The following is a 15,831-nucleotide window of genomic DNA, read 5'->3' as shown; positions in this document are numbered from 1 at the left end:
GGGCACACCCTAGGCACTAGGTTCCGGGGCATGGACGGGACGCTGCTGGAGGTCATCGGCTGGCTCGGGTCTGCCGTCCTCGTCGTCTCGCTGCTGCAGACCAACCTGCACCGGCTGCGCTGGATCAACCTGGTCGGCTGCCTGGTGCTCATCGGCTACAACGGCGTGGTCGGGGTCTGGCCGATGGTCGGGCTCAACGTCGTCCTCGCGACGATCAACCTCTGGTACCTCGTGCGCAGCCACCACGAGCGGCACGACGAGCGGGCCTACGAGGTCCTGCAGGTGGACGGCGACGACACCTATCTGCGGTACGTCCTGCGGGTGCACGCGGCAGACATCCAGCGGTGGCAGCCCGGCTTCGTCCACGACCCCGCGGCCGGCGACGAGGCCTATCTCGTGCTCACCGGCGACGCGACCGTCGGTGTCGTCATCGTGCGACCGGGACCGGCGAAGGGGGAGGCCCAGGTCCTCCTCGACCACGTCACCGCGCGCTACCGCGACCGCACCCCGGGGGAGTTCGTCTTCGGCGAGCACGGTCCCTTCCGCCAGCGCGGCCACACCGTCGTGAGGACCCCGCGCGGCATGCGCGAGCCCTACTACGCCCGACTCGGGTTCACCCCCGAGGGCGACCACTACGTCCTGCACACCGACCCCGGAGCCTCATGAGCCTGCCCGAGCTGACCGCACCGGTCTCCCTGACCCGCAGCGACGGCCGGCTGAACCCCGCCGCCGTCGGCTGGGCCCGGCAGCCACTCGTCGAGACCGCCGGGATCGGCCGCGGGCGGGGTCGCAACAAGCGCTGGGAGTACTGGGGCGTCGTCACCCCCACCCACCTGCTCGGCGTGACCGTCTCGCACGTCGACTACGCCGCCGTGCACGAGGTGTGGATCCACGAGATCGACTCCGGTCGGGAGTGGCACCGCCAGGCGACGCTCGTGCCGCCGCGCGGAGCCACCCTGCCGACGACCCTGGGCGCGGGCCCGACACGGGCGAGGACCCGCGGGCTCGAGGTCGACATCGACGAGGTCGAGGGCGGCACCCGACTGCGGGCCCGCATCGACGGCGCGGTCATCGACGTCGTCGCGCAGCTGCCGCCCGGCCACGAGCGCCTCGCCGTCGTCGTGCCATGGAGCGAGACTCGCTTCCAGTACACGGTCAAGGACGTCGCCCGGCCGGCGAGCGGTCACCTCGTCCTCGACGGCCGGCGGGTCGACCTGTCCGAGGGGGCCAGCTGGGCGGTGCTCGACCACGGTCGCGGGCGCTGGCCCCACGACATCCGGTGGAACTGGGGCGCGGGCTCCGGCAGCACGCACGGACGCACCATCGGCCTGCAGGTCGGTGGCCGGTGGACCGAGGGCACCGGCTCGACGGAGAACGCGATGGTCATCGACGGGCGCCTGCACCACATCCCCGTCGAGCTGGACTTCGACTACGACCTCGAGCGCTGGCGGCAGCCGTGGCGGATCACCGGCGGTGGGCTCGAGGCGAGCTTCACCGCCTTCCACCGCAAGGCGACGCACACCGACCTCAAGCTCCTCGCCTCGCACACGGACCAGTGCTTCGGGCACTGGTCCGGGACCTTCACCGACGACGAGGGCAGGGTCACCCCCTTCGTCGACCTCGTGGGGTGGTGCGAGGAGGTGCACAACCGCTGGTGAGCGGGCCGGTAGTGTTTCGGCAGGCCACGTGGCCGCCGCAACCCATGGAGAACCAGCACTGATGAGCGAGACGCCCTACCGCTACACCGCGGAGATGGCCGGCCGGATCGAGACCGGCTGGCAGGACCGTTGGGAGGAGCTCGGCACCTTCCGGGCGCCCAACCCCGCCGGACCGTGGGCCGAGCCGGAGCGGGTGAGCCAGCACGACGGCCACATGCTCGTCCTCGACATGTTCCCCTACCCCTCGGGTGCGGGCCTGCACGTCGGTCACCCGCTGGGCTACATCGCGACGGACGTCTACGCGCGCTACCACCGGATGCTCGGCAAAAACGTCCTGCACTGCCTGGGCTACGACGCCTTCGGCCTGCCGGCGGAGCAGTTCGCCGTCCAGACCGGCCAGCACCCGCGGGTGACGACCGAGGCCAACATGGTGACGATGAAGCGCCAGCTGCGCCGTCTCGGGCTGGGCCACGACGACCGCCGCGCCTTCGCGACGATCGACCCGGACTACTACAAGTGGACGCAGTGGATCTTCCTGCAGATCTTCAACGCCTGGTACGACGAGGACGCCGAGCGTCCCGATGGCGGGCGGGGCCGGGCGCGGCCCATCGACGAGCTGATCGCTTCCTTCGCCGCCGGTGAGCGTCCCCTGCCGAAGGGGGAGACCCGCACCTGGGCGGAGCTGTCCGGCCCGGAGCGCTCCTCGGTCCTGGACGAGTACCGCCTCGCCTACACCAGCCACGCGCCGGTCAACTGGGCCCCGGGCCTGGGCACGGTCCTGGCCAACGAGGAGGTCACCTCCGACGGCCGCTCGGAGCGGGGCAACTACCCGGTCTTCAAGGCCAACCTGCGCCAGTGGATGATGCGCATCACCTCCTACGCCGACCGGCTGGCCGACGACCTGGACCGCGTGGACTGGCCGGACAAGGTCAAGGCCATGCAGCGCAACTGGATCGGTCGCAGCGAGGGCGCTGCGGTGACCTTCACCGCGGCCGGCGCCGATGGCTCCGAGCACGGCATCGAGGTCTTCACGACCCGCCCCGACACCCTCTTCGGCGCGACCTTCATGGTCCTCGCACCGGAGCACCCGCTCGTGGACGCCCTTGTCCCGCAGGGGGCTTGGCCCGAGGGCACCAAGGACGTCTGGACCGGTGGAGCAGCGACGCCCGGCGAGGCCGTCGCCGCCTATCGTGACGCGGCCGGTCGCAAGAGTGATGTCGAGCGCCAGATCGACACCAAGGACAAGACCGGCGTCTTCACCGGCGCCCTCGCGACCAACCCGGTCAACGGCGAGCGCATCCCTGTCTTCGTCGCCGACTACGTCCTGATGGGCTACGGCACCGGCGCGATCATGGCGGTGCCCGCGCACGACGCGCGCGACTTCGACTACGCGACCGCCTTCGAGCTGCCGATCCGACACGTCATCGCGCCGCGCGACGGCGAGATCGACGAGTCGGCCCCCTTCGTCGGGGACGGCCTGGCCACCGCCTCGAGCAACGACGAGGTGAGCCTCGACGGCATGGACGTCACCGAGGCCAAGGCTGCGATCACGGCCTGGCTGGACGAGCGCGACCTCGGCCAGGGGACGATCAACTACAAGCTGCGCGACTGGCTCTTCTCCCGGCAGCGCTACTGGGGCGAGCCCTTCCCGATCGTCTTCGACGAGGAGGGCGTCGCCCACGCCGTTCCCGAGTCGATGCTGCCGATCGAGCTGCCCGAGGTCGACGACTACAGCCCGCGGACCTTCGAGTCCGACGACGCGAGCAGCGAGCCCGAGCCACCGCTGGGCCGCGCGACCGAGTGGGTCGAGGTCGAGCTGGACCTCGGCGACGGGGTCAAGAAGTACCGCCGCGAGACCAACACGATGCCCAACTGGGCCGGGTCGTGCTGGTACTACCTGCGCTACCTCGACCCCGCCAACTCCGACGCGCTCGTCGACCCGGCCAACGAGGCCTACTGGGTCGGCCCGCGCGACGAGGCCGTGCCCGGCGCCCCCGCCGGTACCCGTGACCCGGGTGGCGTCGACCTCTACATCGGCGGTGTCGAGCACGCCGTGCTGCACCTGCTCTACGCCCGCTTCTGGCACAAGGTCCTCTTCGACCTCGGTCACGTGAGCAGCGAGGAGCCCTTCCGCAAGTACTTCTCGCAGGGCTACATCCAGGCCCACGCCTACCGCGACGACCGTGGACAGCCGGTGCCGGCGGCCGAGGTCGAGGAGCACGTCGACAAGCAGGGGCCGACGTCCTACCTGTGGCAGGGCCAGCCGGTCACCCAGGAGTACGGCAAGATCGGCAAGTCGCTGAAGAACGCCGTGAGCCCCGACGAGATGTACGAGCAGTTCGGCGCCGACACCTTCCGCGTCTACGAGATGTCGCTCGGCCCGCTGGAGCAGTCCAAGCCGTGGGAGACGCGCGCCGTCGTCGGGAGCCAGCGCTTCCTGCAGCGACTGTGGCGCAACGTGGTCGACGAGGAGAGCGGTGAGGTCGACGTCGTCGATACCGCGCTCGACACCGACACCGAGCGGCTGCTGCACCAGACGATCGCCGCGGTCACCCAGGACTACGGGTCGCTCGGCTTCAACACCGCGATCGCCCGGCTCATCGAGCTCAACAACGCGCTCACCAAGCTCGGGGACGTGCCGCGCGCGGCGGTCGAGCCGCTCGTGCTCATGGTCGCCCCGATCGCGCCGCACCTCGCCGAGGAGCTCTGGTCGCGTCTGGGTCACCCCGACTCGCTGAGCGCCGAGCCCTTCCCCGTCGCCGACCCGAGCAAGATGGTCGAGTCGAGCGTCACCTGCGTCATCCAGATCAAGGGCAAGGTGCGCGACCGCGTCGAGGTCCCGGCCGACATCAGCGAGGCCGACCTCGAGGCCCTGGCGCTCGACCGCGACAAGATCAAGGCCGCGATCGAGGGCGGCGTGCGCAAGGTCATCGTGCGCGCACCCAAGCTGGTCAACATCGTCACGGCCTGAGGGTCACTGCCTGGGGTCGTGACGGCGGGGTCGTCACGACCGCAGGCGCACCGGGTGCTCGCTGAGGATCGACACCCGGTTGAAGGCATTCATCGTCACGGCCGCCCACTCGACGGCCGCGAAGGTCTCGTCACCGAGCAGCTGCCGGGCCGCGGCGAGCGCCTCGCCGCGCGCCTGCGGGTCGGGGAGCGTCGTCGTCACCTCGGCGACGTCGAGGACTGCGCACTCCACGCTGTCGAAGACGGCGGACTCGCGCCATGCCGGCAGCTGGGCGATGCGCTGGACCGTCGCGCCGGCCTCGATGGCCAGGCGGGTGTGCATGTCGAGGCAGTACGAGCAGCCGTTGAGCTGCGAGATCCGCACATTCATCAGCTCGATCGTCTCGCGCTCCAGGCCGGCGGCCTCGGCCGCGGCGGCGACCTTGAGCGCGAGGGCGTTGAGCGCCTTCCACGCCTCTGGCACGGTCTTGTCGAGATACGGCAGGCGCGGTGTCGTGGACATGTTCGTCAGGCTATCCGCGGACGTCTCGTGCCCGGCTGCCGCGGTCTCGATACGCTCTCCTTGTGAATATCGCCGTCGTCACCGACTCGACCGCCTCGCTGCCGCACGAGCTGCGCACCGAGCACGGGATCGTCGTCGTGCCCCTCCACCTCGTCGTCGACGGGCAGGAGCAGGTCGAGGGTGACGACGTGGGCACCGACTGGGTCGTCGACGCGCTGCGCCGCAAGGTCGACATCTCCACCTCGCGACCGGCTCCCGTCAGCTTCCTGCGGGCCTACGAGCAGGCGGCGAAGGGGGGAGCCGACGCGATCATCTCCGTGCACCTGAGCGCCGCGATGTCGGGGACGGCCGACTCCGCGCGCTCGGCGGCACTGGAGTCGCCGGTGCCGGTGCACGTCGTCGACTCGCGGACGATCGGGATGGCGGTCGGATTCGCCGCCGTGTCGGCCAGTCGGGATGCAGCGGCCGGGCGCGATGTCGACGACGTGCTGGAGCGCCTGGAGCGGCGCCTGGACGCGTCCTCGGTGCGGCTGCTCGTGCACAGTCTCGAGCGGTTGCGCAGAGGCGGTCGCATCGGCGGCGCCGCGGCACTGCTCGGGTCGGCCCTCGCGGTCAAGCCGGTCCTGCACGTGCAGGACGGCCAGGTCGAGCCGCTGGAGCGGGTGCGCACGGCCAGCAAGGCGATCGCCCGGCTGCAGGCCCTCACCGTGGAGAACCACGACAACCTGCCCGAGTGGGCAGGGGGCGTCGACATCGCCGTGCAGCACGTCGACGCGGGCGAGCGGGCGCAGGGCCTGGCGCGCACCCTGGCCGATGCCCTGAGCACCAAGGTGGAGACCACCCGGCTGAGCGCGACGGTCGCCTCGCACGTCGGTCTCGGGACGATCGGCGTCGCCATGGTCCCGCGCATCGCCGACTGACGATCCACAGCCGCGCCCGGGTCACCGTGGCGATCCACACCGGAGCCCGGCAGCCGCCGCCGACCTGTGGGGCTGCCTAGCGTCGCTGCCATGAGCCGCGCCAGCGAACCCTCCCTCCGGGTGACCGAGATCCTCGACGAGGCCCATCACCCGCGGCCGCTCGAGCTGCCCTCGACGCTCGCCACCGGCCGCTACGCCGTGAGCCGGCAGGCGATCATCGGTGTGGCGCTGGTCGTCGCGCTCGCCGTGGCGCTGCTCGGCGGGCGGTACGTCATGGCACGGCAGGACGCCGCCCCGCAGCCGGTGGCGACGGGTCGAGCGAGCGACGTCGGTGGTCCCAGCGGCGGCGCGCTCCCCGGGGCGACGCCGACACCGGTGGGGGACGCAGCGACACGTGGCACGGCGAGCGACGCGGCGACGGGGGCAGGGACGAAGGGGGCGGCGACGACGGGGGCGGCGGCGCGCGTGACGGTCCACATCGTCGGGGAGGTCGAGCGCCCGGGGGTCGTGACGTTGCCTGCGGGCTCGCGGGTGGACGACGCGCTCGATCAGGCGGGTGGCGCAACCTCCGAGGCCGACCTGACGGGCGTCAACCTGGCCCGGCCACTCGTCGACGGTGAGCAGGTCGTCGTGCCCGCGCCGGGGGAGCGGGTCGTGGGGGCGCCCGGGGCGGGCACCGGAGCAGCATCGGGCGGCGCGGGGGCTGCAGGGGCGGGTGGCGCAGGGGTGGGTGACGCAGGCGCGGGCGGCGCCGCTGCGGAGCTGGTCAACCTCAACACGGCCGACCTGGCCACCCTCGAGACGCTGCCCGGCGTCGGGCCGGTGCTCGCGCAGCGGATCCTCGACTGGCGCACCGAGCACGGGCAGTTCACCGCCGTCGAGGAGCTCGGTGAGGTCAGTGGCATCGGGGACAAGATCTATGCGCAGCTCTCGCCCAAGGTCACCGTGTGACTCCCGAGCGGCAGCAGCCTCCGGTCCTCGACCTGAGGCTGCTCCTGCCGTGCCTGAGCGCCTGGGGACTCGGTGCATGGGCCCTGTCGTGGTCGGGGCAGCAGCGAGCCGTGGGCGCGCTGGGCGCGGTCGCACTCCTGCTCGTCGCGCTCGCCGCAGGGGTGCGTTACCGAGGGCGGCACGCCCGGCCGTCGTGGCGGCGTGACGGACCGGGCGTCGTCGCCCTGGGGCTGGTCGCGGCGGCGCTCGTGCTGGGCTCCTCGGCCGCTCACGAGTCCACTCGACGGGTCGGCCCGATCGACGAGCTCGTCGCCCAGGGCGCGATGGTGCAGGCGCAGGGCGTGGTCCTCACCGAGCCGATCGTCCGCGCCGGTCGGGCGAGCAGCGACTCGGGCAGCGACCCGCCCCGGCAGGTGCTGCTGCGGGTGCGCCTGGAGTCGGTGACCGCTCGTGGGGTGACCACATCGGTGAGCGCCCCGGTCTTCGTCCGGGCCAAGGAGTCGTGGGCCGACGTGGGCTGGCGCGACCGGATCTCGCTGACCGGCAAGCTCTCTCCCGCCGACCCCGCGGACCCGGAGGTGGCGCTGCTCAGTCCTCGTGGTCCACCCCGTCCGGTGGGCGAGCCGTCGGTGGTGCGCAGTGCTGCGGAGCACCTGCGCAGCGGGATGCGGACCGCAGTCGAGCCGCTGCCGTCCGACGCCCGTGCCCTGCTGCCTGCCCTGGTCATCGGTGACACCTCGCTCACCCCGCAGGAGCTCACCGACGACATGCTCGTGACCGGGATGTCGCACCTGTCCGCGGTCAGCGGCTCCAACGTCGCGGTCGTGCTGGCGGCGCTCGTCGGGGCCTGTCGCATCAGCGGCGTCCGTCGGCGGTGGCGGCCCTGGGTGGCCGGTGCCGGTCTGGCCTTCTTCGTCGTCCTGGCCCGTCCCGAGCCGAGCGTCATCCGGGCCGCGACGATGGGCGCGATCGGCCTGCTGGGGATGAGCTCCTCCCGTCGCGGATCCGGGACGCCGGCGCTGTGTGCGGCGATCCTCGTGCTGCTCGCCGTCGACCCGTGGTTGGCCCGGTCCTACGGCTTCGTCCTGTCATCGCTCGCGACGCTGGGCCTGCTGCTCTTCGTCCGGCCGTGGTCGGCGGCGATCAACGCACACCTGCCGCCGCGGCTGCACCTCGTCGGTCCCGCGATCGCGATCCCGCTCGCCGCCCAGCTCGTCTGCGGACCGGTGATCGTCCTGCTCCAGGGCAATGTCAGTCTCATCGCGGTGGCCGCCAACCTCGTGGCGGCCCCCTTCGTCGCCCCGGCCACGGTCCTCGGCGTGAGCATCGCCCTCGTCGCGGTGCTCAGCACGACCTTGGCGACGCTCGTCGGGTGGTGCGGGGCTCCCTTCGCCCTGGCCATCGCGTGGACCGCTCGGGTGAGCGCTGACGTGCCCGGCGGGGCGCTCCCGTGGCCCGACGGGGCGCCGGGGGCAGTGCTGCTCGCCCTCGTCACCACCCTCGGTGTCCTCGCCGGGCCGTGGGCGGTCCGGCGGTCGCGGGCCAGTCCGATCGTGGCGCTCGCGCTCGTCGTCGTGGTGGCCATCTCCGCCCTGCCACAACGCACCCTGGTCTGGCCGCCGGCGGGATGGCGCGTCGTCGCCTGCGACGTCGGTCAGGGCGACGGTCTCGTCCTCGCGTCGGGCCCCGGGCGCGCGGTGCTGGTCGACGTCGGCCCCGAGGGAGGGGGCATCGACGCCTGCCTGCGGCGGTTGGGGGTGCGCACGCTCGACGCCGTGGTGCTGACGCACTTCCACGACGACCACGTGGGCGACCTCGCGGCAGCGATCGACGACCGGCCGGTCGGGCGGATCCTCGTCACGCCCGTCGACGACCCGCAGTGGGCCACGCGGCAGGTGCAGGAGCTCGCCGCGGAGCGGTCGATCCCGGTGACCCGCGTGGTGGCGGGAGGGCGTCTCGAGATGGGCGAGGTGAGTGCCACGGCGTGGTGGCCGGGCCGGGTCGTCGCCGGCGGCTCCGCGGCCAACAACGCGAGCATCGTCCTGCACGTGCGTGTCGGGCAGACCTCCGCGCTCCTGCTCGGTGACATCGAGCAGGAGGCCGGTCACGCGATGCTCCTGGCCATGCGCCGGGACCCGATGATGGCCGCTGCGGCGGCCGACCTCGACGTGGTCAAGATGCCGCACCACGGGTCGAGCAACCTCGACGAGGACTTCATGGACCGGGTCGCCGCCCCCGTCGCGATCATCAGCGTCGGCGAGGACAACACCTACGGTCACCCGACGCCCGCGGCGCTGCGCTGGGCTCGCGACCACGGTGCCCGGGTGCTGCGCACCGACCAGGACGGTGACATCGCGGTCGTCGACGGACCGGCCGTCCTCACCTCCCGGTAGCAGTGCAGGGCCGGGCCCCCCTACAGGGCTGGGCCCTCGTTCGGGGACCCGGCAAACGGCAGGTGTCCGACCGATGAAGAGGTTCTCATCCTGACCTCATCATTGCTTCACCGCGGCGCGGTTGTCTGTACGTCGTGGCCGCAGGACCCCCCCTCGACCGCACCGAGACCGCCCCGGCGGCGCACCCACAGGAGCCCACGATGACGACGACCCACTTCATCCCGAGCGAGACCACCGACGAGCAGCCGAGCGCGCCCGCCGAGCAGCCGACCGCGGCGATGCGGCCGGGCCACCACACGGAGCCGATCGACCCCGTGCGCCTGCGCCGGGTGCTCAAGGCGTACACCACGCGGTTCGTCGCGGCCGCGATCGAGTCCGCCGGCGACGGCTACCACCTGGAGCTCGGCAGCGACGTCGTCCCGCGGGCCGGTGACGTCGTCCTCGCCCGCGTCGTCGAGATCGGCAAGCACACCCGCCTGGAGAGCCCCGTCTCGCGGCGCCAGCTGCTCTTCCCCGGGCGCGAGATCCTCGTGGCCTACGGCGACCGTTACGCCCCCGACCAGTTCCTCGCCCACGTCCCCTCGTCGCTCGCGCCGACCGACCTCGTCGCCGGTGGCGGCCTCGCCTCCGAGGTCATCGAGATGCACGCGAGCATCGACGGGGCGACCCGGATCGAGCCCCTCGGGCTCCTCGCCGACCGCCACGGGCGGGTCACCCTCGACCGGTTCGCCCCCCTCGGGTCCACCGCCACGCTGGCCGCGCCGAGGAGCGAGGGCCGCCCGCCCGTCATCGCCGTCTTCGGCTCGTCGATGAACTCCGGCAAGTCCACCGTCCTCGGCTCGATCGTCAACGGCCTCGTGGGCGCGGGCCTGCAGGTCGCCGCCGGCAAGTCGACGGGCACCGGGGCGGGCAACGACCCCCACCACTTCCGCGACGCAGGAGCATCGACGGTCCTCGACTTCACCGACTTCGGTCACGCCACGACCTACCGCCTCGGTGACCAGCGGATCCGGGAGATCTTCGTCGACATGGTCGACGAGCTGGCCGCCACCGGCCCCGACGTCGTCGTCATCGAGGTCGCCGACGGCGTCTACCAGGAGGAGACGCGTCGCCTCCTCGAGGACCCGGCCTTCCACGAGCGGGTCGACCGCGTCGTCTTCGCCTCGCAGGACGCGCTCGGTGCCGTCGCGGGCATGCAGGTGCTCGACGCGGCCGGCGTCACGACCGCCGCCGTCTCGGGCGTCGTCACGTCGTCCCCCCTGGCCACCAGCGAGGCCGGCCAGGTCCTCTCCGTCCCCGTCATCGGCACCTTCGACCTGCGCGAGCCGCACACCGCGCTCAGCCTGCTGCCGAGCGGTCACCTCGCATCGTGACCGACGACACCGAGCAGCTCGAGGCCGAGACCACCCCGCCGATGCCTCCGCTCCTGCGTGGGCACCGGCGGGGCGTCATGGCCCTCCTCGTCGCGACGGCCCTGGCCCACAGCGCCTGCGCCGTGGGCGTCGGGCTGCTCGTCGGGGTGCTGCTCGCTGACGTCGGGCAACCCACCTCCGCGGTGCTCACGGACCTGGCGGTCCTGGTGCTGGCCCTCCTGGGTCTCGGTGCCACCCGCTACGTCGACCGGGTCGCGGCCGAGCGGCTGGGACAGGACTATGTGCAGGAGCTCCGCCGCGGCCTCGTCGGCCACGCGATGACGTCGGCCTCGGCCCCCTCGCTCGGCATCACGATCGCCCGCTCCAGCAACGACCTGGCCAGTGTGCGCAACTGGGTCTCCCTCGGCATCGCACCGATCATCGCCCTGGTCCCGCTCGCCGTCGGGTGCCTCGCCGCGCTGCTGGTCGTCGCGTGGCAGCTCGCGCTCGTCGTCGCCCTGCCGCTGGTCGTGCTGGTCATCGTCTTCGTGCTCATCTCGGGCCCGGCCTACGAGCGGGCCCGCGAGCTGCGCCGTCACCGAGGCTCGCTGGCCGCCCGGGTCGCCGACACCGTGACCGCCGCGCCGGGCATCGCCGCCGCCGGTGGTGTCGAGCGTGAGCTGCGCGCCATCGACCGGACCGGGTCCAGGGTGGTCGACGCCGCCGTGCACCGGTCGCGGACCGCTGGGGCCCTGCGCGCCGTGGCGCTGGTCGCCCCGGTCGCCGGCTCGGCGGGCGCTGCCACGCTGGGTGCACTGGGAGTGGTCAGCACCGCGGCCGTCGCCGTGGCACTGACGATCATCGGCATCATCGCCGGGCCGGTCTCCGAGATGGGACGTGTCGTGGAGTACCGGCAGAACCACCGGGCGGCCCGCCGCATCATCGCGCCCCTGCTCGCGGAGAGCAGCCCCGAGTCGACCTCACCGGTGCACGACCCCGCGCCGAGCGCGGGTGGGCGGGTCCTCGTCAGCGGGCTGCAGGTCGACGACCGGCCGCTGCCGGGGCTCAGGGCCCAGCCGGGGGAGCGCGTCCTGGTGCGCAGCACCGCTCCGTGGCACGCGCGGGAGATCCTCGACCAGCTCGTCCTGCCCTCTCGCGATGGCCGGACCAGTGTCTGCGTCGACGGCAAGGACCTCGCCCACACCGGTCCCAAGAACCGCCGCCGCCGCGTCGGCCATGCCCGGGTCGGCGCGCGCCTGGAGCGGGGTGCCATCAGCCGCGCGGTGCGCTACCGCAGACCCGACCTCGACGAAGGGGAGGGCGCTGCGGCTCTCGCCGCGGTCGGCCTGGCCGAGCGGGTGGCCGCGCTGCCGCAGGGTGAGCGGACCTCCCTTCGCCGTGGTGGTGAACCGCTGACGCGGCAGGAGATCGCTCGGCTGTGGATCGCCCGGGCCATGCTCGGTCAGCCGGCACTCCTCGTCCTCGACCACGTCGACGACGACCTGGGCACGGACGGACGGGCCATGCTGCGCCGGCAGCTCGCGGACTACCCGGGTGTGGTCGTCCTCGCGACGGACCGCCCGGACGAGGTGCTGGACGCCGAGCAGGGCTGGCGGGAGTGGGGCCTGCAGGACTGAGGCGACCCGCCGGGTGGGACAGCGGTAGGCACAGCTGATCAGGCGGGCAGGGCCACCTGGGCCGAGGCGATCAGGGCCTGGAGCGTCGCGGCGACGGCGGGCACCTTGAGCAGGTCCTCGGTCGTCACGACGTGGATGCGTCGTCGGCTCTGCGGGTCGAGCGGCCGGATGACGACATCGGGGTTGGAGGTCGCGGCGCGGATGAGGTCGGGGATGAGCGCGACGCCCAGACCGGCCGCGACGAAGCCCTGCACCGCGACGTAGTCCTCGGTCTCGAAGGCGACCTTGGGGGCGAAGCCGGCGTCGTGAGCGATCTTGAGCAGGTGACCCCGGCATCGGGCGCAGCCGGCGATCCAGTCCTCGTCGGTGAGGTCGGTCATCGAGACCGTCTCCTTGCCAGCGAGGGGGTGGTCGCGCGGGAGGGCGACGCGCACCTCCTCGTCGAGCAGCGGGTGCACGACGAAGCCCTCGAGGTCCTCGCCCCGACCCAGGTCGCTGCCGTCATAGGTGAAGGCGACGGCCAGGTCGACCTCACCGGAGCGAAGGGCGGTCAGCGACTCCGGCGGCTCGGCCTCGGCGAACTGCACGGACAGGTCCGGGTACTCGGCTCGCACGGCGGCCAGGGCCCGGGGGACCAGGGTGACGGAGGAGGAGGGGAAGGCCATCAGCCGCACCCGACCGGCACGCAGTCCGGCGATCGCAGCGACCTCCTCCTCGGCGGCATCGAGCGCCGCGAGGACCGGGGCCGCGTGCCGCGCGAGGACGGCGCCCGCCTCGGTGAGCCGGACCGAGCGGCCGACCTTCTCGACCAGGACGGTCCCGGTGCGCTGCTCGAGGCGCTTGACCATCTGGGAGACGGCGGGCTGGGAGTATCCGAGCGCGAGAGCGGCCGCGGTGAAGCTGCCCTCCTCGGAGATGGCCCGCATCACGCGCAGCCCTGCGGCGTCGATCATGGGGCCATCGTAGGTCGGGCCCGTGCCGGGCGCCCATACTGGTCGGGTGATCGAGGACATCGCCCGTGTGCTGACGGCCGGACCGGCCCTCGTCCTGACCGGTGCAGGCATGTCGACCTACCTCCCACACCTACTTACACACTAAAATGAGGGCATGCCCTCAACACCTCACACCGCACCCCAATCCCCTTCTCTCCCAACGCTTTTCACCCGCCCGGCTGGAGTCGGCAGGTGGGAGCGGTGAGCGCCCCGACCGTCCAGTCCCGCCGCAGATCACAAGCGCGGTCGCGGAAGTCGTCGCAGACGAAGGTGAAGACGGCGGTCTACTGCCGTATCTCGCGTGACGCGGCCATGGAAGGGCTCGGTGTCGAGCGTCAGGAGCAGGCGTGTCGGAAGTACGCGGAGGCTCGTGAGTGGGAGGTGGACGAGTCGTGGGTGTTGGTGGAGAACGACACGTCTGCGACGAGGGGACGCCGCCCGAAGTTCGAGGCGCTGGTGGCGGCGATGAAGGCGGGTGAGGTGCGGGCGGTCATCGCGTACCGGCTGGACAGGCTGGTGCGGCGGTTGGACGACGCGGTGCGCTTTATCGAGGTCGCGAAGGAGCATGACGTGCTTGTCGCGACGGTCGGGGGAGACCTGGACCTGACGACAGCGCAGGGGAGAGGGCAGACAGCGCTGCTGGCGGTGGTCGCGAACATGGAGGCGGACGCGACGAGTGAGCGTGTGCTGCGACGCAACGAGCAGGCTCGCCTGTCAGGGCGCATGGCTCAGCGCGGTATGCGGCCCTACGGCTGGTCGAAGGACCACAAGCGGCCCCGTCCGACAGAGGCGCGGGTCGTCAAGGAGATGTGTGAGCGGCTTGCGGCAGGTGACTCGCTCTCAGAGATCGCGCGGTCGTTGAACGGGCGCGGCATCAAGACCGCTGGGGACCGAAGGTGGGACGTCCGGAAGGTCCGGGAGGTCGCTGGGAACCCGAGGCACGCGGGCTACATCTTCCACGGGCGGGAGATCGTCTATGACGACGCGGGGCACCCGGTCATGGCGGAGGGTGTCACGCCGATCATCTCCACGTCGCTGCATGACGAGGTGGTGCACGCGTTGGAGAACAGGCGGGTGGTCGTGGACAACTGGACGTCCACGCGGCGGCACCTGCTGTCGGGGACGTTGACGCGGTGCGGGACGTGCGGTGAGAAGTTGCTGCCGCACCAGCAGACGAACGGGAAGGTGTCCTACCGGTGTCGTGGGCACCTGTCGCGGGACCGTGACCAGACGGACCGGTACGTGCTGGATCAGGTGCGTGACTACGCGCTGAAGGTGGAGCCTCGCCGGGTCGAGTGGCGAGTCGAGGAGACGGTCGACCGGACGAAGGAGATCACCGCGTTGGAGGACCGGCTCGCGGACCTCGAAGACAAGTTCGTGAGCAACGGCGGCGACCCGGCCCGGCTGGCGCGGATGACGCAGAAGATCGAAGCGGAGATCGAGGCATTGCAGACCGAGCGGCGGGAAGCGCTGCAGATGCGAGCCGGCCACCGCATGGCCTCGCACGAGTACGGCCAGTTCGACCTCACGAAGGCGTTCGAGTACTCCGCGAGTCTGCTGCCGAACGGTGACGAGCGCGACGTTTGGACGCAGGAGCAGCAGAAGAAGTGGGATAAGGAGACCAAGGAGCAGAAAGCCGGGAAGGACGTCGTACCGGAGATCCCAGTCCTCACAGAGGCCCAGAAGAACAAGGCCGACGGGCTGAAGGAGCAGAAGGCCAAGGCGATCAACGCGCAGCGGTACTGGATCCGCATGTACGTCGAGAGGGTCGTCATCCACCCGACGAAGGTGCGAGGCCGGAAGTTCGACACCGACAGCATCGAGATCGTGTGGCGCGACCCGGACTCTTGGTACCTGCAGGGCACGGTGCTGGCGGACTGACCCGTGAACCTCGCGACGTGCTCGTACTCGCAGTTCACGCCGGACATGGGTGTCGCGGTCGGGACGAGCATCGGGAAGCACCCGCGATTCCGTGAAGCGGAGCAGTGCGACCCGCTGAAGCCGTGGACTGTCTTCCGGAAGATGGACGACCAGCCCCTGACCGTGCAGCGCGCCCGGTACTGGCGGCAGTTGGATGACACCGAGGCCCGAGTAGCCGCAGCCCTGCAAGACCTCACCGCGAGGCACCCGGGCCAACGGCTGGTCCTCATGTGTTGGGAAGTGCTGGACGGGACGAACGAGTGCCACCGCAGATGGGCCGCTGACTGGCTCGCTCGCCGCGGCCTGACCGTGCCCGAACTCGCCCCGGCCCCGCCGACGCTCTGGGACTGAGCCCAGGGCGACTGGCCACCGGGAGTACATCGAGCGCACATCGAGAGCGCCGCCCCCGTGGACATGCCGACGCCCCCCGTCGTGAAGTCCGGAGGGCGTCGAGACCGAAGGTCAGGCCGGTGAAAGGAAGTAAGCCCGGTGACGTTCTTCGCGGGGAGTCACTCCCGCGTGGAGCCCATTTTGCC

General features: G+C 71.9%; 12 protein-coding genes. 10 read left to right on the top strand and 2 right to left on the bottom strand.

Features of this window, described 5'->3' with window-relative positions:
• The first annotated feature begins 30 nt into the window (after positions 1-30).
• From EXU32_RS09150 to leuS, 3 genes are all read left to right on the top strand, one after another.
• Positions 31-666: a YgjV family protein gene (locus EXU32_RS09150; protein WP_130629623.1), complete on the top strand. Its 636-nt coding sequence runs from the start codon at positions 31-33 to the stop codon at positions 664-666.
• Entirely contained in the window at positions 663-1,658 is a 996-nt protein-coding gene (locus EXU32_RS09145; RefSeq protein WP_130629622.1) for a DUF2804 domain-containing protein, read from the top strand. The genes EXU32_RS09150 and EXU32_RS09145 overlap by 4 nt, the downstream gene beginning before the upstream one ends.
• A 61-nt stretch (positions 1,659-1,719) precedes the next feature.
• A complete protein-coding gene (gene leuS, locus EXU32_RS09140; protein WP_130629621.1) occupies positions 1,720-4,629 on the top strand; it encodes a leucine--tRNA ligase in 2,910 nt (969 codons plus the stop codon).
• Positions 4,630-4,662: 33 nt separating this feature from the next.
• Here the strand turns inward: leuS and EXU32_RS09135 are convergent, their stop codons facing one another.
• Complete coding sequence (locus EXU32_RS09135; RefSeq protein WP_130629620.1) at positions 4,663-5,130, bottom strand: carboxymuconolactone decarboxylase family protein; 468 nt, start codon at positions 5,128-5,130, stop codon at positions 4,663-4,665.
• 62 nt (positions 5,131-5,192) lie between these two features.
• On the opposite strand from EXU32_RS09135, the gene EXU32_RS09130 reads away from it, so the two are divergent.
• From EXU32_RS09130 to EXU32_RS09110, 5 genes are all read left to right on the top strand, one after another.
• Positions 5,193-6,050: a DegV family protein gene (locus EXU32_RS09130; protein WP_130629619.1), complete on the top strand. Its 858-nt coding sequence runs from the start codon at positions 5,193-5,195 to the stop codon at positions 6,048-6,050.
• Between the two features lie 90 nt (positions 6,051-6,140).
• On the top strand, positions 6,141-7,001 hold the full coding sequence (locus EXU32_RS09125) for a ComEA family DNA-binding protein (protein ID WP_242612744.1): 861 nt from the start codon (positions 6,141-6,143) through the stop codon (positions 6,999-7,001).
• Entirely contained in the window at positions 6,998-9,394 is a 2,397-nt protein-coding gene (locus tag EXU32_RS09120) for a DNA internalization-related competence protein ComEC/Rec2 (RefSeq protein ID WP_130629618.1), read from the top strand. The genes EXU32_RS09125 and EXU32_RS09120 overlap by 4 nt, the downstream gene beginning before the upstream one ends.
• A 200-nt stretch (positions 9,395-9,594) precedes the next feature.
• Positions 9,595-10,767 carry a DUF1611 domain-containing protein gene (locus EXU32_RS09115; RefSeq protein WP_242612743.1) on the top strand — a complete coding sequence of 391 codons (1,173 nt, stop codon included), beginning with the start codon at positions 9,595-9,597 and terminating at the stop codon, positions 10,765-10,767.
• Complete coding sequence (locus EXU32_RS09110) at positions 10,764-12,383, top strand: ABC transporter transmembrane domain-containing protein (protein WP_130629616.1); 1,620 nt, start codon at positions 10,764-10,766, stop codon at positions 12,381-12,383. Before EXU32_RS09115 ends, EXU32_RS09110 begins: the two co-directional genes overlap by 4 nt.
• 38 nt (positions 12,384-12,421) lie before the next feature.
• Here EXU32_RS09110 and EXU32_RS09105 read toward each other — a convergent pair whose 3' ends face one another.
• Complete coding sequence (locus EXU32_RS09105; RefSeq protein WP_130629615.1) at positions 12,422-13,336, bottom strand: LysR family transcriptional regulator; 915 nt, start codon at positions 13,334-13,336, stop codon at positions 12,422-12,424.
• Between the two features lie 240 nt (positions 13,337-13,576).
• On the opposite strand from EXU32_RS09105, the gene EXU32_RS09100 reads away from it, so the two are divergent.
• Complete coding sequence (locus EXU32_RS09100; RefSeq protein WP_130629614.1) at positions 13,577-15,256, top strand: recombinase family protein; 1,680 nt, start codon at positions 13,577-13,579, stop codon at positions 15,254-15,256.
• Positions 15,257-15,259: 3 nt separating this feature from the next.
• Complete coding sequence (locus EXU32_RS09095; RefSeq protein WP_130629613.1) at positions 15,260-15,646, top strand: hypothetical protein; 387 nt, start codon at positions 15,260-15,262, stop codon at positions 15,644-15,646.
• Positions 15,647-15,831: the final 185 nt, after the last annotated feature.

Source organism: Janibacter limosus, from assembly GCF_004295485.1.
Taxonomy (GTDB): domain Bacteria; phylum Actinomycetota; class Actinomycetes; order Actinomycetales; family Dermatophilaceae; genus Janibacter; species Janibacter limosus_A.
The sequence above is the reverse complement of the archived record's forward strand: the minus strand, read 5'-3'. Positions and strand labels throughout refer to the sequence as shown.

Excerpts from the sequence above, each read along its gene's own strand:
- EXU32_RS09125 (WP_242612744.1), top strand. The coding sequence starts at position 6,141 with ATGAGCCGCGCCAGCGAACCCTCCCTCCGGGTGACCGAGATCCTCGAC.
- EXU32_RS09145 (WP_130629622.1), top strand. The coding sequence starts at position 663 with ATGAGCCTGCCCGAGCTGACCGCACCGGTCTCCCTGACCCGCAGCGAC.
- EXU32_RS09105 (WP_130629615.1), bottom strand. The coding sequence starts at position 13,336 with ATGATCGACGCCGCAGGGCTGCGCGTGATGCGGGCCATCTCCGAGGAG.
- EXU32_RS09115 (WP_242612743.1), top strand. The coding sequence starts at position 9,595 with ATGACGACGACCCACTTCATCCCGAGCGAGACCACCGACGAGCAGCCG.
- EXU32_RS09150 (WP_130629623.1), top strand. The coding sequence starts at position 31 with ATGGACGGGACGCTGCTGGAGGTCATCGGCTGGCTCGGGTCTGCCGTC.
- leuS (WP_130629621.1), top strand. The coding sequence starts at position 1,720 with ATGAGCGAGACGCCCTACCGCTACACCGCGGAGATGGCCGGCCGGATC.
- EXU32_RS09135 (WP_130629620.1), bottom strand. The coding sequence starts at position 5,130 with ATGTCCACGACACCGCGCCTGCCGTATCTCGACAAGACCGTGCCAGAG.